The following is a 25,496-nucleotide window of genomic DNA, read 5'->3' on the forward strand; positions in this document are numbered from 1 at the left end:
CCGGTCCTTCGACAAAGAGTCAGTCAGCTGTATGACTGTAAGGTAGGTCACGGCGGCGCCGATATGCAAGAGTTGTGCCGAGGTTCGTCGGCCGTTGAACGAGGAGAGTCCGTGGTTTACGTCAAGGCGTCCGAGCGCGAGGAGCAGATCATCGCGGCCGCCATCAGGGTGCTCAGCGACGTGGGCGTGCCGGCCACCACCCTGCGCGGCGTGGCCGCCGAGGCCGACGTTCCGCTCGGGACCCTGCAGTACGTGTTCTCCAGCAAGGACCAGCTGCTTCGCCGGGTCATCACCAAGGTGATCCACGACATTTCCGAAGCGCTGCGGCCGCACCTCGACCTCGACAAGGGCGTCGAGCACGCCCTGCGCCAAGGGGTCACCAGCTTCTGGGAGAAGCTGGTGGACAACCGCATCGGACTGCAGATCATGCAGTACGAGCTGATGAGCTACTCCCTGCGCAACGAGTCCGGCGAGCTGGCCCGATTGCAGTACGAGAGCTACAGCTCGGTCGTCACCGACTTCTGCGAGCAGGCCGCCCGGGCAGCCGGGGAGCGCTGCGCCGTCGGCTTCGAAACCCTCGGACGCCTCGCGCTCGCCCAGGTCGACGGCCTGATACTGCAGTACATCGCCAAGCCCGACCCCGAGCGCGCCCGCCGCGACCTGCAGCAGGCCCTGGAGATGCTGGTCCTCTTCGCCGACCCCCAGCCGGTGGCGCGCCGGACCCGGCCGCGGCCCGCCGCGGCGCCGGCCGAGGACGGGTAGCCGCTTCGATTTCACCGCCTATTGCGTCCTGGGTCACATTCGATTTATCGTGACTCATACGGCTGACCGACTTTTTTAAGCCTTTGGAGCGTGGCGAGATGACCCAGCACCCACCCATCGATCACCCCGGCGATCGAGGATTCCAACAAGTCAGGGTTGCCGTGATCGGCGCCGGAATGGCCGGACTCGTCGCCGCACGCGAACTGCACCGGCAGGGCATCGACGTCCTCGTGCTCGAATCCGCCGCACGGCCCGGCGGGCGGGTGCTGGCCGAGACCACGGTGCTCGGCTCGCGAGTCGACCTGGGCGGGCAGTGGATCGGCCACGGCCATCACCGCTTCGAGAAGCTCGCCGCCGAACTGGGCACCGATGTCTTCGCCATGCGCACCCCCGCGCGGCCCGTCATCGCCGAAGGCGGCGCCACCCTCGGGCAGTGGGGTCGAGATGCCATGGCCGCCAACATGACTCTGCTGATCTGGGAGACCGTCTCCCGGCTCCGGACACCCCGGTCATGGAAGCGGCAGAGCGTCCAGTCGTGGCTGCGGCGGATTCCCGGTCGCCGCGCGCGCCGCCTGATGGAAGTCCTCGTCTCGGTATCGACCACCGCCGACCTCGACCGGTTCTCGATGTACGCCCTCCTCGACATGGTCCGCTACCAAGGCGGACTCGCCACCATGGTGTCCACCGCGGGCGGCGCGCAGGAAAGCCTCGTCACCCAGGGCGGCGGGAACGCTCGCCGAACGGCTGGCCGACGAACTCGACGGCAAGATCGTGTTCGACAGTCCGGTCACCGCCTTGCACCGCGACGCGACCGGAGTCACGATCCACTCGGCCTCCGGCACCTACCGCGCCGAGAAGGTGATCGTGACCGTCCCGCCCCCGATGGCCGCCCGCATCACACACCAGCCGCCACTGCCCGCCGATCGGATTCGGTTGCAGGACAACACCTACATGGGTTCGGTGTACAAGGCGATCGCCGTTTTCGAGCGACCGTTCTGGCGTGAGCGCGCGGACGCCGAGATGATCGTGCTCACCGAACCCGGGATGGCGGTATTCGACACCTCGCCACCGGACGGGCCGGGGCACCTGTGCGTTCTTGTCGCCGGTCCCGAAGCACGAGACCTCGGCGAGCTCGGTCCCGACGCCCGCCGCTCGACCATCCTCGGCCCTATCGCCGACCGCCTCGGCTCCGAAGTGCTCGAGCCGCGGGGCTGGCATGAAAAGGCCTGGCATCAGGACGTTCACGCCGGTGGGGGCTACTCGGCACTGCCGAGCATCGGTCACGACAAGGGCTACTTCCCGCACCCCGCCGAACCGACCGGGCCTATTCACTGGTCGGGGACCGAAACCGCCCGCGAGCACGCCGGGTACATCGAGGGCGCCATCGAGTCCGGCGAGCGCGCAGCTCATGAGGTCATCGCGGCACTGGTCCTGTAGGCGGACCATTGCCATGGCCCGCTGTCAGTGTCCGCTGTGGTGCGGCGTTCCGGGTTGTTGTCCCGGGTCCACGACCACGAACTGGCCCATCATTCCCAGGTCCTCGTGCCAGAGCAGGTGGCAGTGGAACATGTAGGGGGCGTTGGGATCTGCGGGGCCATCGAAGCGAACCAGCAGTGTGACAGTGGAGCCTGGGGCTACGAAGACGGTGTCCTTCGGGCCGCGCAGGGATTCGGGGGGTTGGTTGCCGTTGACCTCTGCGACCGCGAACTGGGTGTCGTGGATGTGGAAGTTGTGCGGGGTGCCGTCACCGTTGTGGACGATCCAGGTCTCGGTGGTGCCGCGCGTGACGGTGGCGTCGATGCGGCTCATGTCCATTGCCTTGCCGTTGATCTTGCCGAATTCCAGCTCGAATGACCGCTCCCCCACCGAGTCCGCGGCCTTCGGCGTCTGCGGGGTGACGAGGTGGTCGGGCAGGGGCGGGGCCGGGCGAAGGGTGGCGGCGGCTCGTAGTTCGAGGATGTCGAATCGGTCGTCGCCGCCGCTGAAACGGTTGGTGAACATGTCGAGTCCGGCGTCGAGGCGGTCGCTGCGCAGGGTCACTCGTTCGCCGGGCTTCACGCGGACCACGATTTCGGCGCGCTCGCCCGGGGACAGTTGCACGTGCTTCAGCTGGGCGGGGCGCTCGAGCAGGCCGCCGTCGGTGCCGATGAGCGCGAAGTCGCGGCCATCGGAGAGGCCGAAGTTGTAGATGCGCGCGGGGGACGCGTTGACCAGGCGCAGTCGCACCAGTTCGTCGCTCACCTCGCGGTACGGCGCGAGGGTGCCGTTGACCAGGACCTCGTCGCCCAGGAATCCGGCGTCGCGGAACGCGCCGTGCCCGAAGTCGAAGCGCCCGTTGCGGAATCGGACGTCCTGAACCAGCACCGGGAGATCGTCGACGCCGTAGGTGTGGGGCAGCGCGAGCGCGTCGCTTGCATCGTCGTCGAGCAGGAACATCCCTGCCAGCCCGCGGCTGACATGAGTTTCGGTGGCCCCGTGCGGGTGCGGGTGGTACCAGAGGGTGGCCGCGGGCTGTTCGACCGTCCACTCCGGCTTCCACTCCGCACCCGGTTCGACCATTTGATGCGGTCCCCCGTCCATCGCGGCGGGCACGTGCATGCCGTGCCAGTGGACGGTCGACGCTTCCGGCAGGGCATTGCGGACCCGCACCCGAACCTGCTCACCGCGGCGCGCACGCAGGGTCGGTCCGAGATGGTTCCCGTTGAACCCCCAGGTATCGATTGCCTGCCCGGGCCGGAATTCCGTACTGCCGGACCGCATGTCGAGCTCGAACTCCCGCGCACCGTCGGCCGCCACGGTGGACTGCGCGAGCGGCGGGATGGCCAGCGGACGCACGAAATCCACCTTCCCCACGGTGGATACCTCGGCCGAGGTGTACACCCAGGCCGTCGCACCGCTGAGCCCGACAAGCACCACCAGCACCGCCACGCCCAGCCGGACCAACACTCGCCGCATCCGAGACCCGTCACTCATCCCTCGAACGCTAAGGAAGACCGGCCTTTCCCCGGATCCGGCGGATCCCCCAAATCGCTCCCTGATTCACCCGAGGGAATCCCCGATGGAACCCCTAGGCCGGGTGGGCGCGGAGCGCGGCGGCGAACCAGGTGAACACCGGCCCCATGTCGGGCAGTTCCGGCCAGCCGTTGATGGCCGACACCAGCCGCCAATAGCGTTCCACACGTGGATCATTGGCCACCTCGAGCCGTTCCAGGATCCAGCGGCGCAGTCGCGCGCCGTCCGGCTTGCCGAAGGTCTCGGCATAGCGTGCGGCGAGCCCGTCGACCACCGCCGCGGCAGCCTGGGAATCAGCACTTATTCCGTCGGCGAGAGCCTTGCCGATGTCGGTGCGGACGGCTTCGGTCAGGTCGTGGTGCAGGCCGGTGGTGTCGCCTTCGGCGCGTTCGCGGGCCTGGTACTCGGCCATGGCCCGGACCGATTCCCGGAAGTCGTTGTCCCGCACCAGTTCCACGAGTTCCATCCACGCCGTGAGCTGCGCGACGGTCGGGTCGTCCGGCAGTTCGGGCATGCTGGCGCGCACCAGCTCCACCATGGCGGGATTGGCGTCCACGCCGCCGTACGCGGCGTCGATGAAGTCGTCGATCAGGCGGCGGCGTTCGGCCTCGGACAGGCGCATCAGGTTGTGCATGAGTTCCATTTCCTCTCGGCGGGAGCCCCGCTCGGCCACGGCTCGCAGCACCGCGCGCCGCATCCGCAGGATCCGGATCTGCACGTCGAGCGCATCGGCGTGGGCCGCGGCGACCGCGCTCAGCGAGGTCTCGCGGGCCAGCACCCGCGCCACGGTGGGCAGGTCGATGCCCAACTCACGCAGGGTGCGGACCAGTTCCAGGCGGGTGGCGGCCTCGGCGTCGTAGAGCCGGTAGCCGGTCGGGGTGTGATCGGTCGGCGGCACGATCCCCTTGTCGGAGTAGAACCGGATCGTCTTGACCGTCAAGCCGGTCCGTTCGGCCAGAGCCCCGATCGTGAAGAGCGTGTCGTCGTCCATGCCCCAACCTTCCTGTCTCCCCTGGATGGAGACTCAAGTCCTCCGGCTATCGTCGGACCATTGATCGGAGATTCCGAGATTTCGGGACATGCGAAACGGAAGCGGCGATGACCGAGACGAGTTCGACAATGCAATCCGCGGCCGGAACTCGCCTCAACCGCAAGGGGCGGGAGACCAGGCAGCGGCTGCTCGAGGTGGCCATCGGCTGTCTCGCGACGGGGTCCGGGGAACCGCTGTCGGCGAATCGGGTCGCCAAGGAGGCCGGGGTCAGCTGGGGGACGCTGAAGCATCAGTTCGGCGACATCGACGGACTGTGGGCGGCCGTGCTCGTCGAATTGACCGATCGCACCGGGGCGAACAGTCCCGAGAGCTGGCCGCAGGTGACCGGCACGACCCGGGAACGGGTGTGGGAGATGGTCGATGCCATGTGGACCATCCTGGGCACGCCCGAGGGGCGGGCGGTCGAGACGCTGCGGGCCGGACTGCCCAATGGGCGGCAAGAACGGCTCGAGGACTTCCCGCTGACCACGGCGGCGATGGCCGGGTACGAGGACGCCTGGCTCCGGGCCTTCGAGTACTTCCTCGCGGACCTGCCGCTCGACGCGGACAAACTGCATCGCGTCCAGGCGCTGATCCCGATGGCCATGCGCGGCATCAATAACGAGCGCCGGCTGTCCTCCCCCGCCGAACTGACCGAAGCCCGCCACTGCCTGGTCGACTCCATAGCGTCTTACCTGCAATAACCCACATTCTTTGAGAACCCTCGTTGACAATTGCGATGGGGAGGTCCACTGTTACCTCCAGCTTTCGCAATCCAGTCAGGAGTGACTCATGTCTCCGTCTCCCGATGATCAGGGCATGCGCCTGCAGCGCAGCAGCCGTGACACCGCCGCCCTGATTCCGCGCCTCACCGAATGGCTGGCCACCCAGCTGCCCGACGATGCGAATCCGGAGCTCACGCTGGGGTCCGGCATCGACAGCAACGGCATGTCCGCGGAGACGCTCACCCTCACATTGCGCTGGCAGGAAGCCGGAGCGGAGCAGGTCAACGACCTGATCGCCCGGGTTGTGCCCGCCCCCGGCGATTTCCCGGTCTACGAGCACTACAACCTGCGCGACCAGTTCGACGTCATGCGCATCGTGGCCGAGGCGAGCGACGTCCGCGTCCCCCTGGTGCGGTTCCTCGAACCGACCGGCGAGGTACTGGGCACGCCGTTCCTGCTGATGGATCGGGTCGAGGGCCTGGTGCCGCCCGACGTCATGCCCTACACGTTCGGCAGCAACTGGCTCTTCGACGCCGACCCGGCACAGCAGCGCAGCGTGCAGGAAAGCACCGTCGAGGCGCTCGCGAAGATCCACGCGATCCCGGACGCGGCAACCACTTTCGCCTTCCTCGACCCGCGGCAGCCCGGCGCCAGCCTGCTCGAGCGGAACCTGAATCGCGCCCGGGCATGGTACGAGTTCGCGGCCCGCGATATCGGCCCCTCACCGCTGGTGGAGCGAATCCTGAAGTGGCTCGGCGATAATCTTCCGGAGCCGTCGTCGTATGAGACCGTGCTCTCGTGGGGTGACGCACGGCTCGGCAACTGCATGTACCGGGACTTCGCGCCGGTCGCGGTGCTCGACTGGGAAATGGCCACGATCGGGCCGCGCGAACTCGATGTCGCCTGGATCACGTTCGGGCACCGCGTCTTTCACGCAATCGCCGAGAACTTCGGGTTCCCCGGCATGCCAGACTTCATGCGCGTCGAGGACGTGCGGGCCAGCTATGCCCGGCACTCGGGCGTCGAACTCGCCGACCTCACCTGGTACACGATGTTCGCCGCCCTCAACTACGCCGTCGTCTTCCTGCGCGCGGGCGGCCGGCAGATCCATTTCGGCGAGATGGAGCGCCCCGCGGACATCGAGGTGCTGCTCCACCACCGGGCGATCGTCGAAGAACTGCTCACCGAACTCGGCGCCTGACACTCCGGCGTCCGCCATTCTCGAAACCTATTAGGAAAGTGCAACTCTCGTGACCGACCAACTGAACGAACTGGCCTACTACTGCATCACCCGGCACCCCGCCGATGCCCGCGTCCTGTTGCCCGAGGCCCGCGACGCGGAGCGACTCGGACTCGGCTCCTGCATGATCGGCGAGCGCATGACGGTCAAGGACTCCGCGGTCCTGTCCGGCGGTCTCGCCGGATGCACCACCGATCTCGGAATCGCCGCCGCGGCAACCAATCACCACACTCGGCACCCCATGGTGACGGCGACCATCGGGTCAACCATGCAGGCGCTGACCGAGGGCCGGTACGCCATGGCCTTCGGGCGCGGCATGGCGGCGAACTGGAACGCCATCGGGCTGCCCGCCGTCACCGAAGCGCAGTTGCGGGATTTCGTCGGCATCCTGCGTCGCCTGTGGGACGGCGAGACGATCGTGAATCACGATGGGCCCGCGGGCAAATGGCCCGTGCTGTACCACCAGAACGGACTCGATGAAGCGCCCCCGATCGGCTTCGTCGCGGTCGGCCCGAAGACCATGGAACTCGCCGGTGAGATCGGTGACTTCGTCGTCCTGCACACCTTCTTCTCCGACGAGGCCACCGCGAACTCGGTCGCGGCGGTGCGGCGGGGCGCGGAGCGCGCGGGCAAGGACCCCGACAGCGTTCGCATCTGGTCCTGCCTGGCGACCGCGAGCGACGCGCTCACCCCCGAGGACCAGCTGCGGCGGCGGACCGGTCGCCTGGTCACCTATCTGCAGGCGTACGCGGACATCCTGATCAGCGCCAATGGCTGGGATCCGCAGGTGTGGGAGCGGATTCGCGGCACGCAGCTGTTCCAGGACGCGGCGGCGGCGGGCCCCATCGACGCGTCCGCCTCGGTCGACGTGCTGGAGCAGCTGGACGCGCTCATCCCGGACGAGTGGCTCGCCTCGGCCGCCTACGGCACGCCGGAGCAGTGCGTGCGGAAGATCTCCCGCGAGTACGACCTCGGCTGCCACTCGGTGATCATGCACGGGGCCAGCCCGCACGAACTGGAATCGGTGGCGGACGCCTACCGCGCCGACCGGCCCACCCTGCGCCGGGCCGTGGCCGCCAACCCCGGAAAGTTCGCCTGAGACAGGGGTTCTCGCTGTGCCTCGAACCGATGGTCAGCCATCGGCTCGAGGTGCGGCGACCGGGGTGGCGCAACTGGCGGGTGGATCGATCAAACGGCAGTCGGCGACCGGACGCAGGGGCAGGTAGTCGACGGGGACGCCGTCGTGCGCGATGATGGCGCGGTAGGTGGCGACGGCGTCCGTGGGGATTCTGCTCAGGGTCGGATCGGTGCGCACGTTCACCGTGTAGAGCCCGAATCTCGGTGTGTAGGAGCTCCATTCGTAGTTGTCGGTCAGGCTCCAGTAGTTGTAGCCGATGACATTCATACCGCCGGATTTCGCCCGCTGGAGCCAGTAGACGGTGTCTCGGAGGTGATCCGAACGGGTGTAGCCGTCCGCGCGGGGTCGAGCGTTCTCGGTGGGCATGCCGTTCTCGACGATCCACAGTGGCTTGCCGGGGAAGCGCTGTGAATAGTGCTGCAGCGCAAAGTAGATGCCCTCGGGACGGACGGGCAGATCCCACATGCCCGAGGGCGCGTTCGCGGCGCCGAGGTCCGGCGGTTCGTAGCCGAAGTAGTAGTCGACGCCGATGAAGTCGAGCCGGTCGCCGATACGGTCCATCAGGGGTCCGTTGACCTGCGACTCCGCCCCGGCGACATAGCCGACATTGCTGGTCACCAGGGCATTCGGCTGGACCTGGTGGATGTAGTCGTAGATGGTGTCGTGCGCCCGCGCCACACTGTCGAGCATCTGATCGGCGTCGGTTCCGTTCTGGCGGACCTCGTGCATGATGTACGCGACCGGCTCGTTGATGGTCACCCACACCGGATTGCGGGCGGCGTAACGGTCGACCACCTTGCGCATGTTGGTGAGCCAGTCCGAGACCATGCCGGGACCGCGCCAGCCGCCGCGATCGGCCGCCCAGCCGGGGTACACCCAGTGGTCCAGCGTCAGCATCGGACGCATACCGGCGGCGACGATGGTTCCGATCACGTCGTCGTAGTAGGCGAAGGCGGACGAATCCCACACTCCCGGTTCGGGTTCCAGCCGGGCCCATTCGATCCCGATCCGGAAGACCTTGACACCGAGACTCTTGGCGAGGGCGATGTCGGACCGGTAGCGGGTGTGGAAATCGACGGACCCGCCGAGGCGGTCCCAGCCCGGATTGGCGTCGATATAGCGCGTCCAATTGCTGTCGGGTGGCTGCCCCTCGGATTGGAACCCGGACGCCGCCACTCCCCAGAGGAAATCGTCCCCCAGCACACCGGCGCGTTCCTCCGACGCGGTACCGGACACACCGGGGACCAGGAGCAGTGCGGCGGCCGTGACGAGGGCGGACGCGACGAGACAACGAAATCGAGTGCGCATGAGCACTTCCCCGGGACCAGTACTCGAAATGAGTGAATGCGGCTACTTACTCCTGGATAGCTGCGAATTGTTTCGAGCGAGCAGCGGGTCGATAGTGGTTTGGCACAATCCATTAGAGTCAGCGCATGTCGAGATCGAAGGCGGGGCGGGCGGTGCGCAAGCGGGTGCCGCGGCGGTCGCTGGGTGAGTGGAAAGCCGCGGTGGATCGGCCGGATCCGGTGGCGGTACTGGAGCGGCAGGCCGCCACCCGACTGCCCGAACTGATCGGGATCCGGTACGAGCGGATGGCGGCCGGACGGCTCCCGTTCTTCCGGGGCGCGCCCGCCATCATGGCCGGGGATCTGGCCAGCGGCGCGAACACCGGCCTGCACGTGCAGTTGTGCGGCGACGCGCACCTGTCCAACTTCGGTCTGTTCGCCTCGCCGGAGCGGTCACTCGTGTTCGACGTCAACGACTTCGACGAGACGCTGCCCGGGCCCTTCGAATGGGATGTGAAGCGGCTCGCGGCCAGCGTGGTGGTGGCGGCACGGGCCAATGGCAGCGACGACGAGGAGGCCGCCGAGGCCGCGGTCTCGGCGGCGCGGGCCTATCGCGAGGCCATGAACCGGCTGGCCGAGCTCGGCGAGACCGACGTCTGGTACGAGATGATCGACGCCGACAAGGTCGCCGCCCTGATGCGGCCCAAACATCGCAAGATGACCGCCAAGGTGATCAGCCGGGCACGCACGCGCACCAGCCTGCACGCGTTGGACAAGCTCACCGAACTCGGGCCCGACGGCGCACCGCGGATCAAGGCCGACCCGCCCCTGCTGCTACCGGTGCCGAAAAAGGCACAGAAGCAACTACTTTCGGTGCTGGCGGACTACCGGGACACGCTGCCCGAGGAACGCCGCGTCCTGCTGGACCGCTACGAACTCCGCGATATCGCCATGAAGGTCGTGGGCGTGGGCAGCGTCGGCACCCGCTGCTACATCGCCCTGCTGACCGGACGCAATACCGGCGACCCGCTGTTCCTCCAGGTGAAGCAGGCCGAGCCCTCGGTGCTGTCAGCGCACCTGAGCCACAGCCAGTTCCTCCATCAGGGCCACCGCGTCGTGCACGGACAGCGGCTCTCCCAATCGGCCGGTGACATCTTCCTCGGCTGGGCCACCGGCCCCGACGGACGCTTCTACTACTGGCGGCAACTGCGAGACATGAAGGGCTCCTTGAGCATCGACGACATGTCCCCCGCGCAGCTGCGCGAGTACGCCGCCCTGTGCGGCCACACCCTGGCCCGGGGGCACGCCCGGTCCGGGGACCGGGCGGCCATCGCGGCCTATCTGGGCGGCAAGGACACCTTCGACCGGGCCATGGGCGAATTCGCGCTGGCCTACGCCGACCAGACCGATGCCGATCACGAATCCCTGCTCGCGGCAATCGAATCCGGTCGGATCACAGCTGGGAGTTGACCGCCAGGACCAGCTTGCCCGTCGAGGAGCGGCCCGCCATCAGCCGGTGCGCGTCGGCCGCCTCGGCGAGCGGGAACTCGGCGGTGATCGGCAGCCGCACCTTGCCGGAGGTGGCCAGGTCGAAGGCGTGAGAGGAGATCTCGCGCAACACATCCGGGGCGGACGCGCTCAGGCCCATGATGGAGAAACCGGCGACCGAACGGCCCTGCGGGAACAGTTCGGGCGCACCGACCTGCCACGGGGCCTCGCCACCGGCATTGCCGAAGGAGACCAGGCGACCGAAGCGGGCCAGCGACTCCACGGTACGGCGGAAGGTGTCACCGCCGATCGACTCCAACGCCAGGTCCACCCCACGGCCACCGGTGGCGGCGCGGACGTCGGCGTCGAAGGATTCATTCGAGAACGCTTCGTCATAACCGTATTCGCGGGCGTAGTCCGCCTTGGCCGGGCTGGAGACCACGCCGTACACCGCGCCGGCGCCCGCCAGCTTGGCGATCTGCGCGGCCACCGTGCCGACGCCACCGGCGGCGGCCTGCACCAGCACCGTCTCACCCGGTTGCAGTCGGCCGACCGTGTGCAGCAGGGCGTAACCGGTCGGCAGCACCGTGGGAAGCGTTGCGGCAGTGCGTAGATCGATGCCGTCGGGCACCGGGAAGACCGTCGCCGCGGAGACGACGACGACCTCGGCATACGCGCCGCCACATCGTCCGAACCCGGACGCACGAGTGCAGCATGCGCGACGAGCCGACTATTCCGCGGGCCGCGCGGGTGTCCCACGTCGGCCACAGGTCAGGTTCGGCGCTACGGACTCTCCTCATGTCGAGGCCGTAGCGCCTGTGGCCGTATGGGTCTCGGATGCACCGAGGCCCAGCGGAGGCGGAGGCGCCTCCGGCCCTGGCTAGCCCTGCCGGTTGGCGTTGCGGGCGGTGCCGCGGTGGGCGACGACGGTGGTGGGGTCCTCGGGCCAGGCGTGCTTCGGGTAGCGGCCGCGCAGGTCGGCGCGGACCTGGAGCCAGCCGGTACGCCAGAAGGACGGCAGGTCGGCGGTGACCGCCACCGGTCGTTGAGCCGGGGAGAGCAGGTGCAGGACAGGCGAAACGCGGCCGTCGGCCAGGCGCGGGGTTTCGGTCCAGCCGAAGATCTCTTGGACCTTGACGGCGAGGACCGGTGGGTCGGTGGAGTAGTCGAGGCGGACATTGCTGCCGGAGGGGACCTCCAGGCGTTCGGGGGCGAGTTCGTCGAGCCGGGCGGCCTCGGGCCAGGGCAGTAGGCGGCGGAGCGCTTGACCGGCATCCGCGCGCTCGAGGTCTGAGCGGCGGCGGGCGGTGGAAAGTTCTGGGGTCAGCCAGGTTTCGGCGTCGGCGAGCAGAGTGTCGTCGTCGACGGCGGGCCACGGCGCGCCCAGGGTGCGGTGCAGGAAGTCCAGGCGCTGTCGCAGGCTGCGGGCATCATCGGTCCAGCGCAGTAGGTCGAGGCCGGTGGCGCGCAGTCCCCGCAGCAAGGCCGCCGAGACCAAGTCCGGGTTCGGATCGCGCAGGGGCTGTTCGGACAACACGATCGCGCCCAAGCGGCGCACCCGGCGAGCCACCAGGTCGCCATCGACCCAGTCCACTTCGTCCACGGTGGTGAGCAGATTGGCGGCAGCCTGGCGGGCCAGTTCCTCATCAGCCTTGGCCGCCAACCGGATTCGCCCCTCGGATTGGCCCGGATCGCGCCCGGCCACAGCGATCGCCAACCATTCGGCATCGCCCAATCCGCTCCCGGGTGGCAGGGTCACCGCGGTCCCACCCGCCATCAGATAGCTGGCCGACCCGGATGCGCGGCGACGAGCGAGCCGCTCCGGATACGCCAGTGCCGCAACAAGAGCGGGATCATCGCCCCCGGGCGTGGAGCCCCGGCCACTGTCGATGTCGTCGCTGACGAGGCGCGCCAGGCGCAGCGCCTCCTTCTGCCAGCGCGCCGGGCGGTCGCCGCGGAGGGTGCGCAGGGCGGCGACCAGATCCACGCCGGGGGCCAGCGAGTCGTCGTCGAGCAGGGCCACTACCTCGGCGGCCGCGCGGGCTCCGACCTCGCTCGCGCCGTCGAGGAGGGCTCGGGCCAATCGGGGGTGGAGGCCGACCGCTGCCATGCGGCGGCCTCGATCCGTCACCGCGCCATGGTCGTCCACGGCGTCGAGGGCGCGCAGGACCGCGCGACCCGCGGCGAGGCCGCCCGCCGGGGGTTCGTCCCACCAGGCCAGGCCCTGGCCATCGACGGTGCCCCAGCAGGCCAGTTCGAGCGCCAGCCGGGTCAGGTCGGCGGTGCGGATCTCCGGTTCGGGGTAGGCGGGGAGGGTGGTGTGCTCGTAGTCGGGCCAGCAGCGCCAGGCGTGGCCGGGGCCTTCTCGGCCCGCACGGCCCGCGCGTTGTTCGGCGACGGCGGCCGAGACACGGACGGTGGCAAGGCCCGACAGGCCGCGGCGGTGGTCGATGCGCGGAACGCGGGCCAGTCCGGAGTCGACCACGGTGCGGACGCCGGGGACGGTGAGGCTGGACTCGGCGACCGCGGTGGACAGGACGACTCGGCGGCGGGAGCCCGGGCGCAGGGCAGAATCCTGTGCGGCGGCCGGCAGTCTGCCGTGCAGGGGGACGACGTCGACGTCGGGCAGGTCGGAGAGCAGGGCGGCGGTGCGGCGGATCTCGCCCGCTCCGGGGAGGAAGACCAGGACGTCGCCGGGGCTGTCGGTGAGGGCCCGGCGGGTCGTGCGGGCCACCTGCTGCTCGATGCGTTCGCGGGGCAGCGGTGGCACGTAATCGAATTCGACCGGGTAGGTGCGGCCGTGCACCTCCAGTACGGGGGCGGACGGTTCCGACTCGCCGCCCAGCAGGGTCGAAAGGCGGTCCGCCGCAACGGTCGCGGAGGTGGCCAGCACACGCAGGTCGGGGCGGAGTCCGGCGCGGGCGTCGAGGAGCAGTGCCAGCAGCAGGTCCGCGTCCAGGTGGCGTTCGTGGCATTCGTCGAGGACGACCACGTCGACTCCGGCGAGTTCGGGGTCGTTCTGCAAGCGCCGCACCAACAGTCCCGAGGTCACCACCTCGATGCGGGTGCGGGGTCCCACCTTGCGGTCGCCGCGCACCGAGTACCCGGCGGTCTCCCCGACCCGCTCCCCCAGCAACGCGGCCATGCGCGCGGCGGCGGCGCGCGCGGCCAGTCGCCGCGGCTCCGCCACCACGACACGCCCGGAGGTGGCGGCGGCCAGGGCCAGCGGGACCAGCGTCGTCTTACCGGTGCCCGGCGGGGCGACCAGGACGGCGGTGCCGTGCTCGGCCAGCGTGTCGGTGATCTCCCCGAGCGCGGCGCGCACGGGGAGGTCGGGGAGATCGGGCAGGTTCATTACCGTTCAGTCTGCCGCGTGCGCCGGATCGCGCCGCGACCACCTCACACGCGACGGATCTCGCGACCGGTTCACGGTGGTTCACCCCGCGACAAGATCGGTCTAAGGTGGTCGGGTCGATCGCGAACGAGGAGCCGCCTACCCCATGGGAATTCGATCCCGCCGTCGCTCGAACCCTGCTGAAATCCCTGCGGCGCTGTCGCTATCGGCCCCTGCGGCGGTGTCGCTGTCGGCCGTCGTCACGCTGGGCGCGATGCTGCTGCCCGCGACCCCCGCCGCCGCCGCGCCGCGACCGTGGGCGCCCGCTCCCGTGAACAGCTGTGGAGAAACGGGATTCGACCCGGTCAACCGGCAGGCCGACCCGAGCGGATCGACCTCGCAGCCGCCGCAGACCATCAAGGTGCCCATCCCGGTGCCGCAGATCGTGACGGTCAGCCAGTACGCGCAGAAGCCGGACACCACCCGGGTGGACGTCGCGCTGCCCACGGACCCGTGCGCCAGCCCGTGCCCGGACGTCCGCGACACCGTGGCCCCGACCCCGGCCCCGCCGGGCGGCGGCAGCGCGTCGCTGCCGCAGATCGAGATCGCCCCCGACCCCGAACCCATCCCGATCGTGGTGCCCGGCGGTGAACCGCCCGAACCGCAGCCCGCGCCCACCCCGGCCGTCCAGCCGTCGGAGCCCGCACCCGCGGCCGCCGCGGTGGCCGCGCCGCAGGTGGATTCGGTGGAACTGGTCAATCAGGTGACCGGGCGCGGGTCGGTCAACCGCACCGACACCCGCTGGTCGGTCGACGGCACCGACCTCGGGCTGATGTGGGAGAGCAAGCCCGGCCAGGTCGCGGTCGTCTTCGGCGACACCTTCGGCAAGGGCTGGAAGCCCGGCGGCGCGGGCACCGACACGCAGGACTGGCGCAGCAATGTGATCGCCTACAGCAGCACCCGCGATCTGTCGCAGGGTCTGGTCCTCGACGACTTCGTGCAGAACACCCGCTGCCACGCCACCGAGATCCTGGACAGCCGCAAGGTCAAGAACTTCGAGACCACCACCATCCCCACCTCCGGCTTCGCGGTCGGCGATCGCCAGTACCTGACCTACATGTCGGTCAATCGCTGGTCCAAGATCCCCGGCATGTGGTGGACCAACCTCGGCGGCATCGCCTGGTCCGACGACCACGGCCGCACCTGGACCAAATCCCAATGGGCGCGCTGGGACAACCTGTTCGGCGCCGGGCGCTTCCAGGTCGCGACGATGGTGCCGCACGGCGACTACGTCTACATGTTCGGCACTCCCAACGGCCGGCTCGGCACCATCGGGCTCGCCCGGGTGCCCACGGATCAGGTGCTCAACAAGTCCGCGTACCAGTACTGGGTCAAGGACGCTTGGATTGCCGCCGACGGCGCCAACGAACTGCTCGCCACGCCCCTGATCTCCGGCACGGCCAGTGAGCTGTCGGTCCAGTTCGACGCCGAGTCCAACCTCTGGCGGATGGTGTACCTCGACACCGTGCGCGGGCAGATCGTGCTGCGCACCGCCGCCGATCCCCAGGGCGCGTGGACCGAACCGGTCGCGCTGATCAATACCGAGGACTACCCGACCGCCTACGGCGGGTTCATCCACCCCTGGTCCACCGCCAAGGACCTGTATTTCACGATCTCCACGTGGAACAGCTACAACGTCTACCTCATGCACGCGAAACTGAAGTAGCGCAGTTGTTTTGTGTCCGGGCCCACCCCGCGCGGGCCCGGACTGATCGAATCTATGCGCGATCAGATCGTGGTGCGGGTGGTCGATCACGCCGGTCGGGGAACTTTCGACGCCATCGGGCACCATGGGTGGTCGTGGAGAGGTGCGTGGATCGATGCGGGTGACTCGGCAGGAATGGGTGCGGCTCGGGGCGATGGCCGGGATCATCGTGGCGCTGCACATCGTGGGATGGGTGACGCTGGTGGTGCTGGTCGCGCCGCAGCAGCTGAGCGTCGGAGACCGGACGCTCGGTATCGGGGTCGGGCTGACCGCGTACACGCTGGGGTTGCGGCACGCGTTCGACGCCGACCACATCGCGGCCATCGACAACACCACGCGCAAGCTCATGGGCGAGGGGAAGCGGCCGCTGTCGGTGGGATTCTTCTTCTCGCTGGGGCATTCGTCGGTGGTGTTCGGGCTGGCGCTACTGCTGTCGCTCGGGGTCAAGGCGATCGCGGGACCGGTGGAGGACGACTCCTCGTCGCTGCACCGCTACACCGGGCTGATCGGCACCACGGTGTCGGGGACCTTCCTCTACGTCATCGCGCTGCTGAACATCGTTGTGCTGGTCGGCATTCTGCGGGTGTTCCGGCGGATGCGGAGCGGGGACTTCGACGAGGCCGAGCTGGAAGCCCAGCTGGCGCAACGCGGTCTGGTGAATCGGCTGCTCGGTCCGATCATGAAGTCGGTGACCAAGCCGTGGCAGATGTACCCGATCGGGCTGCTGTTCGGGCTCGGCTTCGACACCGCCACCGAGGTCGCGCTGCTGGTGCTGGCCGGGACCAGCGCGGCGGCGGGACTGCCCTGGTACGCCATCCTGTGCCTGCCGGTGCTGTTCGCGGCGGGCATGAGCCTGCTCGACACCATCGACGGGACGTTCATGAACTTCGCCTACGGGTGGGCGTTCGCGAACCCGGTGCGCAAGATCTACTACAACCTGACCATCACGTCGCTGTCGATCGCGGTCGCGCTCATCATCGGCACGATCGAACTGCTCGGTCTGCTGGCCGAGGAGTTCGGCTGGACCGGCGGGCCGTGGGACACCATCAGCGGGCTCGACCTGAACCTCATCGGATTCCTGATCGTCGGACTCTTCGTCGTCACCTGGGCCGCCGCCCTGCTCACCTGGCGGTACGGCCGGATCGAGGAGAAGTGGGCGGCCGGATTGCAGCCTCGGACCGAGACTCTCGACTGAGTTACGAAACCGCCTGGGAGCCCAGGAAATCCAGCAGCAGATCGGTGTCGTCGCCGTAGTCGACGTGGGCCTTGGAGGCGTAGAAGTTGGCCAGGTCGACGCCCTGACGCGTCATCTCCAGCAGGTTGTTGACGCTGTCCGGATCGCCCAGGCTGATCAGGGTGCGAGCGGACGCGCGCAGGTCACTGCGGATGGCGGAGGTGAAGGGGCCGACCACCGAACCCGCGAGATCCAGACCCGCCGGGGTGAGGTTCACCAGTTCCGCCGCGGCGGCCAGCGCGTTGTCGCGGGCGAGGGCATCGGCGGCGCGGAACAGGCTCTCCTCCACGCGGCCCACATTGGCGGCGATCCGCACGATGTCGATCTGGGTCAGCGCGTCGGCCAGGACACTCGCCGCGGCGGTCCAACCGGTGGGGTCGACACCGCCCGCCGCCCGGATCACCGAGGCGACCAACGGCAGGTCCACACCGGCGGCGGCCTGGACGAGCGGGGTCAGGGCGGCATTCAGGTCACTCGCGATCTGATGCGCGGCGGGGATGTTGCCCGCCTCGATCAGGCCCTGCAGACCCGTGAGCTTGGTGAGGATGGCGGGGATGTTCGACGCGGTCGCGGACCAGCCCGCGCCCACCTTGATCGCCTGCGCGAAGATCGGGCCGGGATCGGTGCCCGGCGGGATCACCGACGCGATGGCATCGGGGTTACCGACCACCACCTGGCCGAGCGCCGAAAGGAACGGGGACGCCACGGCATTGAGCGAGCAGTACAGGTCGCCGTCGGCGCACATGGTGCGCACCCGGTCGGTCAGCGCGCCGAAATCCTGGGTCCGGATACCGGCGATGCCGTGGCCCGGCTGCGGAGTCCCCAGCGGGAGAGCGGTTCTCGGGTCGCGGTGCGGGTCCGCCACCAGGCCGACGCCCACCACCCGGTCGGGGGTGATCGGGCCCTCGCCATTGCCGATCTCGGTGGCGAAATCGCCGACGCCGTCCGCGCCCTGGCTGTACCCGGCGAGCATGACACGCGTCTTCGCGCACAGGCCGCTCACCATCTCGCGCAGTCGGGCTTCGAGGGTGCCCAGCGACTGGGCGTAGGTCAGGCCCTGGTCGAAAGCGCTTGCGGCATAGGGGGCGTAGAGGACGGTGATATCGGATCCGAACTGCCGTTGCAGGCCGTCGCCGATCGGCCGGAGCAGGCCGACGGGGATGGTCGGATCGGCGTCGGGATGGGTCTCCCAGGTGCCCGGCGCGAGAATCGCGGTGTAGCGGGTGCACGGCTCCGCGGCGGGCGTATCCGCCCGCGCCATGCCGATACCCGGGGTCCCGACCGTGACGGCCGCGGTGACCAAGATCGCCGCGCACGAGGTCGCCAGCCTGCTCATCGTTCCGATTCCTCTGCCGCCGAAGGGGTCCCGTTCCCGCGCCGCGAAGGACAGATCCGCAGCACAGTCATAGCTAATTCTGGCCGCTCGGCGGCGATTTCGCAGGGTTTTCAGACACATCGGCGTTTCAGTTGGTTGGCAATTTCCGCCATGCCGAATCGCTATCAATCACGCGGGCTAATCCGGCCATGCGCGAATCACCGTTGATCGAATACCCGGATCGACCGACGCTGAGTCGAACTCGAATCCGAACTGGAGTGAAACGACATGCAGCACAGCACATTACTCGCCGACGAAGTCCTCGATCCGCCGCACGCGCCCCCGACGTTCGGGGTCATCTCACTGATCGCCGCGACAGTGACGACCGGGCTGCTGGCGGGCGTGTTCTACGCCTACGCCTGCTCGGTGATGATCGGGCTGGGCAAGTTCGACGACAAGACGTACGTCGAGGTGATGAACAAGATCAATGTGGTGATCGTGAACCCGGTGTTCATGCTCAGCTTCCTCGGCTCGCTGGGCTTCTCGGTGCTGGCCGGGGTGTTCTATCTACGCGCGGACCTGCGCTCGGTGCTGATCTGGGTCGCCGTCGCCGCCGCGCTCAACCTGCTGAGCCTGATCATCACCTCGGGCTTCAACGTCCCGTTGAACAACAACCTGGCCACCGCCACCGACGCCGCGCCCGGCCTCGCCGACTACGCCGCCCTGCGCAAGGACTTCGAAACCCCCTGGCTGACCTGGAACATCGTCCGCGCCCTGGCCAATACCGGGGCCCTCACCGCTCTCGCCTGGGCACTGGTCCAACACGGTCGCCTGACCAAGTGAAACCGGCTCCACCAGGCGATCAGCGCCTGATTGGGATCTCGTTGGTGAGCGGCGCGACCGTTGGGCCACTCCGCTCACACACCAATGAACCTTCGCCCCGCAGCCGCCGCCTTGGCCATCGCCGCCGGCGCCATCATCCTCGACAAGAACCTCACCCGAGTCGGCGTCTCCGTCATCTACAAGGACAACCACCAGCACTGGACGGTCACCTTCGCCAGCTGACCCGAGTGGCGCGGGAGCTGTTCAACGCGCCTTGGCGGCCCAGAGGATGACGTTCGTCCCGAAGAACTTCTTGCGCCATCCGATGTCGCGAAAACCCGTTCGGCGCAACAGGTCAGCGACCTGCTGTGGTGATTCGAAATCGCGCGTGCTGGATTCGAGATAGGTGTAGGACGATCGGTCACCGGATACCAAGTGCCCGAGCAGCGGGACGATCGTGCGCATCCCCCACTCCACTACCGGCTTCACCGGTCCGCTGGGCGGGCAGGTTTCGAGGATGACGAGGCGGCCGCCGGGCCGGAGCACCCGATGCTGTTCGCACAGTACCGCTTCGAGGTCTTCGACATTGCGCAACAGGTAGCCCTCGGTGATGGCGTCGAACGACTCGTCGCCGAAGGGCAGGTGGGCGGCATCGGCCTGCCGCCACCGGATGACGTCCGCCCCCGGCTTGGTCCTGGCGTGCGCCAGCATCCGCTCGGAGAAATCGGCACCGGTTACGGTGACGGTGGGATGGATACGAGCCGCCTCCAGCGCGATCACGCCGGTACCGGTCGCGAGATCCAGCAGGTCCCCGCCCGCGGCTGGCGCCGCGCGCTCGGCGACCTCACGACACCACCGGCGATGACGACCGAGGGTCATGATGAAGTTCATCCGATCGTAGTAGTCGGCGATCTTCTGGAAGATCCCGTGCACCTCAACGCTTTTGCCGTGCGGCATGCTGTCGGTCGTCATCTCACAGACCCTCCGTCGGACTCGGGCGGTTCAGGATCAGATCGCTGGCGCGAGCGATGACCTCTTCGCGGGTGCGGCCGGGGTGGTCGGCGGCGAGGAAATGGCTGCCGATGGCCCCGCAGAAGGCGAGCAGGCTGCGAGCCTCGACCTCGTCGGGGTCCGAGCAGACAGTGCCGATCGCGTCGCGAAGCAGGTCCATACGCCGGTTGTCCACTCGGCGTAGACGTTCGGCCACACCGGCGTCGCGGCGGGCCCAATCGCGAATGGCCAGGTCGACGGGGAGCAACCGGTCGCTGGAGAACGTGAGCCGACCCGCCAGCCGAGCCTTGTCGAGCGCATTGCCACCTGCTCGCTCGACCTCCTCGAGGACATCGTCGACGGCCTCCCGCTCCCAGGTTTCGAGCATCGCCGTCAGCAGCGCATCGCGATCGGCGAAGTAGCCGTAGAACCCGCCCTTGGTCACTCCGAGCGCCTTGGCGAGCGCCTCGATGCGCACGGCATCGACACCGCCGGCCTCCAGCGCCCCCAGCCCCGCGTCGATCCATTTCTCGCGCGGCGTGCGCAAAGCACCCATGCCGTGATTCACCTCACCTCGATGTTGTACGGAACCGTATAACGGCTCTAATCTCTGATTATACGCAACCGTATAACAGCAGAGGACGGTGCCATGTCCGATCGACTCCCCCACCCCGCGCACGCGGCTTCCGCCATGCCCTCGCACCGAACCGAGGTGGTCCGGTGATTGCGTGGGCGGGTCGGCTCATAGTTCTCTTCGGAGCCGCACATACCATCCTGGCCCTGACCCTGATGCGTGCCGCACGCTATGCCGACGACTGGTTCAGCGGCGCGCTGTGGCACGACGACCTCTCCGCGATGAGCCCCGCGAACAGCGCACTATGGCTGTCGTTGGACAGCTTCGGAATTCCGCTCGTAATGGTCGGACTGACCGTGCTGTGGCTGGATCGCCGCGACCTCACCCCACCACCGTTCTTCGCCTGGATGCTCGGTGCATGGACCGCATTCGGCGCGCTTGTCATGCCGCTCACACCATGGCCGATCATGGCGATCGCCACCGGCCTACTGGTAGCCGGGGCCAGACGTGCCGTCCCCGCCCCAGAAGCGGCGAAAACCGTGTAATAGCCACTGCGAGAGGGGTTCGAGGACAAATCGAACCCCTCCGTCAGGGTGCTCATTCAGGCGGTCGACGCCCGCCCGACATCGTTGCCATGAGCCCGGCGGCCCAGCACGCCGGACAACCACGCAAGGCGATCACACCGACCGCGGCGAGCAACAGACCCACCGGCCCAACGAAGGGTGTCGCCACCAAAGCCCCCATAAGGCTGCCGAATCCGATCGCACCGCGAAGCAGCTGGCCGGTCAGCGATGCGCTCGCAAGGCTCCGGTTGGACGTCATTGCCGTTCTCCTTCCGCCATTTCATGACATCCACAAGAGGCGCCCGACCAGCAGAAGGATTCAGCCGATACCGCTGCGCGGATCAGTATTGGTCGGCCGAGTGCGATACTCCTTGGGCTGGTTCGGTGTTGGGAAGAGAACGAAGGAGTGCGTCATGGGTGGGTTCACCGTGGCAGAGGCCAAGGCCGTCTTCGAGAAGGTCGACGTCAACAGTGACGGCTACATCACCCTCGAGGAGTACACGCAAGCGGTCGAGGCCTACGGCTTCTCTTCCGAGGCCGCCAGAAACGCCGCATTGTCCATCCTGGCGAAAGCGGACCTGAACGGCGACCAGAAGATCAGCCTCGAGGAGTTCATGACCCTCGTCAGCTGAGGTTGGGTCGTTCGGAGGCGGACGGGCGCGGCGCATGTGCCCCCTCCCGGAGCGATGGCCGACAATACGAAGCGGCCCGGAACCAGTTGGTTCCGGGCCGCTTCGCTGGTAGTGGGGACCCGCACGACCTCTCGTCGGGTCGGAGCAGGTCCGGTGTGCGAAGGATCCCGATGAATGGGATGCCTCGTAGTCGATTCGGACAAATTGCTGCTTCTGTGAGACGCGACACGCCACTTCGGCATACCTGAAGTGGCGTTCGCCACAATGAAAGGCATTCCCACCCATGCGAATCCGATCTCTTCGATCGTTTATTGCGGTGATGGCGACCGCGGTCGCGGCCACAACCGCTACCACCGGCATCGCGTCCGCCGATATCGACCTCGGAAACTCCGGCAGCAGCTCGGGCAGCAGCGCCGGCGAAATGGTCATCACCCTGGTGCGCCACGCCGAATCCGCCGGTAACGTCTCCGGCCTGATCGACACCAAGGTGCCCGGACCCGACCTGACCGCACGCGGCCGGACACAGGCAGACAACTTGGCCCTCCAGCTGGCCGACAAGAAGTACGACTGCGCCTTCGCGTCCAACATGGTGCGTACCGAGCAGACCGCGGCACCGACCGTCGCCAAGCACAACCTGAGCCTCAACATTCAGCCCGGTGTCCGGGAGATCGAGGCCGGCGACTACGAGGGCACTCCCGAGGCCCAGGCGATGTCCGGCTACCTGCAGGCGCCGCTCAAGTGGCTCTCCGGTGACCTGAACGCACGGATTCCGGGCTCCATCGACGGCAACGAGTTCGACGCCCGCGTCGATCAGGCACTGCTCGATGTGCAGCGCCGCAACTGCCTCAACCCGGTGATCTTCTCGCACGGCGGCACCATCATGTTCTGGTCCATGCTGAACGCCGGCAACGCCGACAAGAGCAAGCTCGGCACCGATCCGATGCGCAACGGCGGCCACGTCGTCCTCAAGGGCAGCCCGCAGAAGGGCTGGACGATCGTCGAGTGGGTCGGCCACCCGGACCTCGGCTGATCTACCCCTTCCGCGCCCCGGATGTCACCGACACAATCGATGGCACCGGGGCGCAGTCGTATCTCAACCCAGGGTCCCCGTGGCGACATCGGCAACAGCCTTCATAGTGATGCGACGACCTGAACGGCCCCTCGGGTACGACCTCACCGACTGGCCGGCTTCGGAATTCGGCTCGTAATGGTCGGACTGACCGTGCTGTGGCTGGATCGACGCAACCTCACCATCGCAGTCACAACCGGCCTACTGGTAGCCGGCGCCCGACGTGCCGTCCCCACCCCAGAACCGGCGGAAACTGTGCAATAACCACCGAGAGGGGTTCGATGACACATCGAACCCCTCTCATAGGGGACCAGGCCCGGAAGGATGCCCCCTTCGCGCCCTCCCGAGCCGGATCCCGTGCGAGACAAGTCAATACACGCGCGCGTGTCGGGTGCTGCTCATTGCAGGAGCACCGGCAGGCGGTTGTGCCTTGATCGGCCGTGCGTACTGGCTCACCACATCGCAGCGCCCGTCGACGCAGAACCCATCGATCAGCGGCCCGGCCCGACGCTCGACGATCTCGTGCACCCGATGCAGATCGACGCCACTGAGAGCAGCCGTGATCGGCGACCGGTGGCGCTGGTGGGTGGCCCCGGCACTGCGTATCGCGTTCGGCCGCGACTCCATCATGGGTCGGACCGGGCACTCGGCCGGGACGCCGAGTTCCCAGATGCTCGGGTCAGCCGGGAAGCGGTTCACATCGTGGAGGATCCGTACCGCCAGCTGATATCCGAGGACCAGGGTCGCCGGGACGCCCGGCGCGAGGTCCACGGGTGCCAGCGCGCCGTATCGCGCACGCATGGCCCGATAGTGGCGGTGTGGGTCGGCCGCGAATGACTCTGTGTAGAGGGCGATGCGGGGGGCGCCGTTGCCCCCCGCCGCCGTCGAGAGTGATGAACTGTCGCTCACAAGTGCCTTTCACAGACCGCATCGGCCGGTAGAACCTGTCGGTACCGCCTCCTTGGGCAGGGATCACGCTAACCGCGATACTCGAGACATTTCTGGCATGTTTGTGGCCCATTTCGGCAAGACGGGTCCGCTGATCCGATCGCTCGAACCCGGTCGCACGCGACGGCTATCCGAGCAGTTGTTCGCGCATCTGCCGCGGGGTCTGCTCGAACTGACGCTGAAAGGCTGAGCTGAACCGGCGAACCGACGAATAGCCCGCCGCCTCGGCGATCTGGCCCATATCGATGGTCCCGGGGTGCGACAGTCGTTTGCGCGCTCGGTCGAGGCGAATCTCTCGTAGCAGCGCGGCCGGTGTGACACGGTCCGATTTCGTCAGGGCGGTGTGCAGCGTCCTCCTGGAGACTCCACACTTCCGAGCAACGACATCCGGCGTCAGTCTGCGGTCGTCGGCGAGGGCTTCCATTGTTTCCCGGGCTTGCGCGGCCACCAACGTGTATCGGTCCCCCGGGAGCGCCTGAGTGCGGTCGAGCAGCCCGTCGAGCAGCGAAAGCGTACTGCGATATGCGATACGGAAGTCGTGCGCGTTCCACGCCCCGTGGTTGGCGTGGAGCTGTTCGATCTGGTTCACCAGCATCGGGACCAGTGGGCGGCTCACATCCAGCGCGAGGGGGGCGGGATCGGCCAGGCCGCGATTGACCAAATGCCTTGGTACGGTCATGATCAGCGATTCCAGCGGCTCATCCTGCCGCATGACCACGGGCTGGTCCCAGCGAATGAACGCGACCTTTCCCGGTCCGAAGATCTCGGCTTGGTCGCCCTGCGCGAGCTTGAACTCTCCCTGCAGCGGCACCATCAGGCGATAGCCATCGTCGCCATCGCGCTTGGCATCGTGGGCGGTTCGACGGTAATGCACTGGGCCAGAAGAGAATCGCACGAGTTGCAGATCACCGGCGGCCTGGGCGAGCGTCTTCCAACCGAAGTCGCCCCCGCTGTCTCGCACGTTGAAAGCCAAGCCGAAACTCCCCTGCCGACGCTGCAGGTAGTCACGCCAGTGGTCTCTCCGCTCCGCAACGGTCTCGGACTCAGCCGGCGATTCCTCGTCCCACCAATAGTCCGAATTCAAGGTTCATTCCTTCCCCCACCCCTCCAAGCCTCAATGTAGCAAGCAGCTTCGCCCTCCGCAGCACGCAATTACCTTGGCCAACAAGCCATTTCATACTCGACAGTGGATCGCGACCAGCCGAACCCGACCAATCGGAGCTGGCGGTTCCCAGCAGGGCGGTCTGCGACGACGGCCCCGACATCGCGGGGCCCGTATACGAAAACAAAGCGGCTCCGGAACCATTGGTTCCGGAGCCGCCTCTTAGTAGCGGGGACAGGATTTGAACCTGCGACCTCTGGGTTATGAGCCAACCGGACACCGTCCCCCACCCGCCCTCACGTGCCACAGCATCCCACTCGCGCAGGTCAACGGAATCTTCGCTGTCCACGATGTCCGTCCAATCCCACTGTGTCCCATGGTTGCCATGCTGTCGTGATGCCAAATTTGATGCCAAATCCCCGGCGCTGACCAGTAATCTCGTCGCCGGTTCGCAACCGACGACCGCA

Annotated in this window: 24 protein-coding genes and 1 pseudogene; 14 read left to right on the plus strand and 11 right to left on the minus strand. The window is 67.9% G+C overall.

The genetic code is table 11. From position 1 onward, the window contains the following. Positions 1 to 111 precede the first annotated feature (111 nt). From ACQP06_RS28135 to ACQP06_RS28145, 3 genes and pseudogenes are all read left to right on the plus strand, one after another. Positions 112 to 762 carry a TetR/AcrR family transcriptional regulator gene (locus ACQP06_RS28135; protein ID WP_433667575.1) on the plus strand — a complete coding sequence of 217 codons (651 nt, stop codon included), beginning with the start codon at positions 112 to 114 and terminating at the stop codon, positions 760 to 762. Positions 763 to 938: 176 nt separating this feature from the next. After that, positions 939 to 1,130, plus strand: a pseudogene (locus tag ACQP06_RS28140) (FAD-dependent oxidoreductase); the annotation flags it as partial. A 403-nt stretch (positions 1,131 to 1,533) separates the two neighbouring features. Next, a complete protein-coding gene (locus ACQP06_RS28145) occupies positions 1,534 to 2,199 on the plus strand; it encodes a flavin monoamine oxidase family protein (protein WP_433667577.1) in 666 nt (221 codons plus the stop codon). Between the two features lie 24 nt (positions 2,200 to 2,223). On the opposite strand, the gene ACQP06_RS28150 is transcribed toward ACQP06_RS28145, so the two are convergent. Continuing rightward, positions 2,224 to 3,735: a multicopper oxidase family protein gene (locus ACQP06_RS28150; RefSeq protein ID WP_433667579.1), complete on the minus strand. Its 1,512-nt coding sequence runs from the start codon at positions 3,733 to 3,735 to the stop codon at positions 2,224 to 2,226. Between the two features lie 94 nt (positions 3,736 to 3,829). Then, complete coding sequence (locus ACQP06_RS28155) at positions 3,830 to 4,765, minus strand: MerR family transcriptional regulator (protein ID WP_433667581.1); 936 nt, start codon at positions 4,763 to 4,765, stop codon at positions 3,830 to 3,832. Between the two features lie 107 nt (positions 4,766 to 4,872). Here ACQP06_RS28155 and ACQP06_RS28160 point away from each other — a divergent pair, with 107 nt between their 5' ends. The 3 genes from ACQP06_RS28160 (at position 4,873) to ACQP06_RS28170 (ending at position 7,868) form a co-directional block, all read left to right on the plus strand. Further along, positions 4,873 to 5,508: a TetR/AcrR family transcriptional regulator gene (locus ACQP06_RS28160; RefSeq protein WP_433667583.1), complete on the plus strand. Its 636-nt coding sequence runs from the start codon at positions 4,873 to 4,875 to the stop codon at positions 5,506 to 5,508. An 88-nt stretch (positions 5,509 to 5,596) separates the two neighbouring features. Beyond that, complete coding sequence (locus ACQP06_RS28165) at positions 5,597 to 6,730, plus strand: phosphotransferase family protein (RefSeq protein ID WP_433667585.1); 1,134 nt, start codon at positions 5,597 to 5,599, stop codon at positions 6,728 to 6,730. 49 nt (positions 6,731 to 6,779) lie between these two features. Next, on the plus strand, positions 6,780 to 7,868 hold the full coding sequence (locus tag ACQP06_RS28170; RefSeq protein ID WP_433667587.1) for a TIGR03857 family LLM class F420-dependent oxidoreductase: 1,089 nt from the start codon (positions 6,780 to 6,782) through the stop codon (positions 7,866 to 7,868). A gap of 33 nt (positions 7,869 to 7,901) precedes the next feature. Here ACQP06_RS28170 and ACQP06_RS28175 read toward each other — a convergent pair whose 3' ends face one another. Further along, the gene (locus ACQP06_RS28175) at positions 7,902 to 9,215 is read right to left on the minus strand and encodes a family 1 glycosylhydrolase (protein ID WP_433667589.1); all 1,314 of its coding nucleotides are present in this window, start codon (positions 9,213 to 9,215) and stop codon (positions 7,902 to 7,904) included. 125 nt (positions 9,216 to 9,340) lie between these two features. On the opposite strand from ACQP06_RS28175, the gene ACQP06_RS28180 reads away from it, so the two are divergent. Further along, the gene (locus tag ACQP06_RS28180) at positions 9,341 to 10,663 is read left to right on the plus strand and encodes a DUF2252 domain-containing protein (protein ID WP_433667590.1); all 1,323 of its coding nucleotides are present in this window, start codon (positions 9,341 to 9,343) and stop codon (positions 10,661 to 10,663) included. Here ACQP06_RS28180 and ACQP06_RS28185 read toward each other — a convergent pair. Next, the gene (locus tag ACQP06_RS28185) at positions 10,647 to 11,312 is read right to left on the minus strand and encodes a quinone oxidoreductase family protein (protein WP_433667592.1); all 666 of its coding nucleotides are present in this window, start codon (positions 11,310 to 11,312) and stop codon (positions 10,647 to 10,649) included. The genes ACQP06_RS28180 and ACQP06_RS28185 overlap by 17 nt on opposite strands. Before the next feature lie 249 nt (positions 11,313 to 11,561). Beyond that, a complete protein-coding gene (hrpB, locus tag ACQP06_RS28190; protein WP_433667594.1) occupies positions 11,562 to 14,036 on the minus strand; it encodes an ATP-dependent helicase HrpB in 2,475 nt (824 codons plus the stop codon). Between the two features lie 145 nt (positions 14,037 to 14,181). On the opposite strand from hrpB, the gene ACQP06_RS28195 reads away from it, so the two are divergent. Next, complete coding sequence (locus tag ACQP06_RS28195) at positions 14,182 to 15,741, plus strand: DUF4185 domain-containing protein (RefSeq protein WP_433667596.1); 1,560 nt, start codon at positions 14,182 to 14,184, stop codon at positions 15,739 to 15,741. Positions 15,742 to 15,865: 124 nt separating this feature from the next. Beyond that, positions 15,866 to 16,975, plus strand: coding sequence for a HoxN/HupN/NixA family nickel/cobalt transporter (locus tag ACQP06_RS28200; RefSeq protein WP_433667598.1), 1,110 nt, complete (start codon positions 15,866 to 15,868; stop codon positions 16,973 to 16,975). A 1-nt stretch (position 16,976) separates the two neighbouring features. Here ACQP06_RS28200 and ACQP06_RS28205 read toward each other — a convergent pair whose 3' ends face one another. After that, a complete protein-coding gene (locus tag ACQP06_RS28205) occupies positions 16,977 to 18,350 on the minus strand; it encodes a cutinase family protein (RefSeq protein WP_433667600.1) in 1,374 nt (457 codons plus the stop codon). A gap of 267 nt (positions 18,351 to 18,617) precedes the next feature. Here ACQP06_RS28205 and ACQP06_RS28210 point away from each other — a divergent pair, with 267 nt between their 5' ends. Both ACQP06_RS28210 and ACQP06_RS28215 read left to right on the plus strand, forming a co-directional pair. Further along, positions 18,618 to 19,172: a DUF1772 domain-containing protein gene (locus ACQP06_RS28210; protein ID WP_433667602.1), complete on the plus strand. Its 555-nt coding sequence runs from the start codon at positions 18,618 to 18,620 to the stop codon at positions 19,170 to 19,172. 84 nt (positions 19,173 to 19,256) lie between these two features. Next, the gene (locus ACQP06_RS28215) at positions 19,257 to 19,394 is read left to right on the plus strand and encodes a hypothetical protein (protein ID WP_433667603.1); all 138 of its coding nucleotides are present in this window, start codon (positions 19,257 to 19,259) and stop codon (positions 19,392 to 19,394) included. 21 nt (positions 19,395 to 19,415) lie between these two features. On the opposite strand, the gene ACQP06_RS28220 is transcribed toward ACQP06_RS28215, so the two are convergent. Further along, on the minus strand, positions 19,416 to 20,123 hold the full coding sequence (locus ACQP06_RS28220; RefSeq protein ID WP_433667605.1) for a ubiquinone/menaquinone biosynthesis methyltransferase: 708 nt from the start codon (positions 20,121 to 20,123) through the stop codon (positions 19,416 to 19,418). Position 20,124: 1 nt separating this feature from the next. Next, entirely contained in the window at positions 20,125 to 20,697 is a 573-nt protein-coding gene (locus tag ACQP06_RS28225; RefSeq protein WP_433667607.1) for a TetR/AcrR family transcriptional regulator, read from the minus strand. A gap of 164 nt (positions 20,698 to 20,861) precedes the next feature. On the opposite strand from ACQP06_RS28225, the gene ACQP06_RS28230 reads away from it, so the two are divergent. Then, positions 20,862 to 21,260 (plus strand): DUF6463 family protein, encoded by a 399-nt coding sequence (locus ACQP06_RS28230; protein ID WP_433667608.1) that lies wholly within the window; start codon positions 20,862 to 20,864, stop codon positions 21,258 to 21,260. A gap of 52 nt (positions 21,261 to 21,312) precedes the next feature. Here ACQP06_RS28230 and ACQP06_RS28235 read toward each other — a convergent pair whose 3' ends face one another. Next, entirely contained in the window at positions 21,313 to 21,537 is a 225-nt protein-coding gene (locus ACQP06_RS28235; protein ID WP_433667609.1) for a hypothetical protein, read from the minus strand. 154 nt (positions 21,538 to 21,691) lie between these two features. Between ACQP06_RS28235 and ACQP06_RS28240 the strand changes: the two genes are divergently transcribed. Both ACQP06_RS28240 and ACQP06_RS28245 read left to right on the plus strand, forming a co-directional pair. After that, positions 21,692 to 21,910: an EF-hand domain-containing protein gene (locus ACQP06_RS28240; RefSeq protein WP_433667611.1), complete on the plus strand. Its 219-nt coding sequence runs from the start codon at positions 21,692 to 21,694 to the stop codon at positions 21,908 to 21,910. Between the two features lie 319 nt (positions 21,911 to 22,229). Beyond that, positions 22,230 to 22,940, plus strand: coding sequence for a histidine phosphatase family protein (locus ACQP06_RS28245; RefSeq protein ID WP_433667613.1), 711 nt, complete (start codon positions 22,230 to 22,232; stop codon positions 22,938 to 22,940). Between the two features lie 408 nt (positions 22,941 to 23,348). Here ACQP06_RS28245 and ACQP06_RS28250 read toward each other — a convergent pair whose 3' ends face one another. Further along, on the minus strand, positions 23,349 to 23,780 hold the full coding sequence (locus ACQP06_RS28250; RefSeq protein WP_433667615.1) for a hypothetical protein: 432 nt from the start codon (positions 23,778 to 23,780) through the stop codon (positions 23,349 to 23,351). 274 nt (positions 23,781 to 24,054) lie between these two features. Next, positions 24,055 to 25,011: an AraC family transcriptional regulator gene (locus ACQP06_RS28255; RefSeq protein WP_433667617.1), complete on the minus strand. Its 957-nt coding sequence runs from the start codon at positions 25,009 to 25,011 to the stop codon at positions 24,055 to 24,057. Positions 25,012 to 25,496: the final 485 nt, after the last annotated feature.

Origin of the sequence: Nocardia sp. CA-136227 (assembly GCF_050955695.1) — a bacterium.
GTDB lineage: Bacteria > Actinomycetota > Actinomycetes > Mycobacteriales > Mycobacteriaceae > Nocardia.

What these genes read in the sequence shown, in the direction of transcription:
- ACQP06_RS28225 (WP_433667607.1), bottom strand. Translation starts at nt 20,697, where the DNA reads ATGGGTGCTTTGCGCACGCCGCGCGAGAAATGGATCGACGCGGGGCTG.
- ACQP06_RS28155 (WP_433667581.1), bottom strand. Translation starts at nt 4,765, where the DNA reads ATGGACGACGACACGCTCTTCACGATCGGGGCTCTGGCCGAACGGACC.
- ACQP06_RS28150 (WP_433667579.1), bottom strand. Translation starts at nt 3,735, where the DNA reads ATGAGTGACGGGTCTCGGATGCGGCGAGTGTTGGTCCGGCTGGGCGTG.
- ACQP06_RS28165 (WP_433667585.1), top strand. Translation starts at nt 5,597, where the DNA reads ATGTCTCCGTCTCCCGATGATCAGGGCATGCGCCTGCAGCGCAGCAGC.
- ACQP06_RS28245 (WP_433667613.1), top strand. Translation starts at nt 22,230, where the DNA reads ATGGCGACCGCGGTCGCGGCCACAACCGCTACCACCGGCATCGCGTCC.
- ACQP06_RS28235 (WP_433667609.1), bottom strand. Translation starts at nt 21,537, where the DNA reads ATGACGTCCAACCGGAGCCTTGCGAGCGCATCGCTGACCGGCCAGCTG.
- ACQP06_RS28205 (WP_433667600.1), bottom strand. Translation starts at nt 18,350, where the DNA reads ATGAGCAGGCTGGCGACCTCGTGCGCGGCGATCTTGGTCACCGCGGCC.
- ACQP06_RS28220 (WP_433667605.1), bottom strand. Translation starts at nt 20,123, where the DNA reads ATGACGACCGACAGCATGCCGCACGGCAAAAGCGTTGAGGTGCACGGG.
- ACQP06_RS28175 (WP_433667589.1), bottom strand. Translation starts at nt 9,215, where the DNA reads ATGCGCACTCGATTTCGTTGTCTCGTCGCGTCCGCCCTCGTCACGGCC.
- ACQP06_RS28160 (WP_433667583.1), top strand. Translation starts at nt 4,873, where the DNA reads ATGACCGAGACGAGTTCGACAATGCAATCCGCGGCCGGAACTCGCCTC.
- ACQP06_RS28240 (WP_433667611.1), top strand. Translation starts at nt 21,692, where the DNA reads ATGGGTGGGTTCACCGTGGCAGAGGCCAAGGCCGTCTTCGAGAAGGTC.
- ACQP06_RS28210 (WP_433667602.1), top strand. Translation starts at nt 18,618, where the DNA reads ATGCAGCACAGCACATTACTCGCCGACGAAGTCCTCGATCCGCCGCAC.
- ACQP06_RS28180 (WP_433667590.1), top strand. Translation starts at nt 9,341, where the DNA reads ATGTCGAGATCGAAGGCGGGGCGGGCGGTGCGCAAGCGGGTGCCGCGG.
- ACQP06_RS28250 (WP_433667615.1), bottom strand. Translation starts at nt 23,780, where the DNA reads ATGCGTGCGCGATACGGCGCGCTGGCACCCGTGGACCTCGCGCCGGGC.
- ACQP06_RS28200 (WP_433667598.1), top strand. Translation starts at nt 15,866, where the DNA reads ATGGGTGGTCGTGGAGAGGTGCGTGGATCGATGCGGGTGACTCGGCAG.
- ACQP06_RS28195 (WP_433667596.1), top strand. Translation starts at nt 14,182, where the DNA reads ATGGGAATTCGATCCCGCCGTCGCTCGAACCCTGCTGAAATCCCTGCG.
- hrpB (WP_433667594.1), bottom strand. Translation starts at nt 14,036, where the DNA reads ATGAACCTGCCCGATCTCCCCGACCTCCCCGTGCGCGCCGCGCTCGGG.
- ACQP06_RS28215 (WP_433667603.1), top strand. Translation starts at nt 19,257, where the DNA reads ATGAACCTTCGCCCCGCAGCCGCCGCCTTGGCCATCGCCGCCGGCGCC.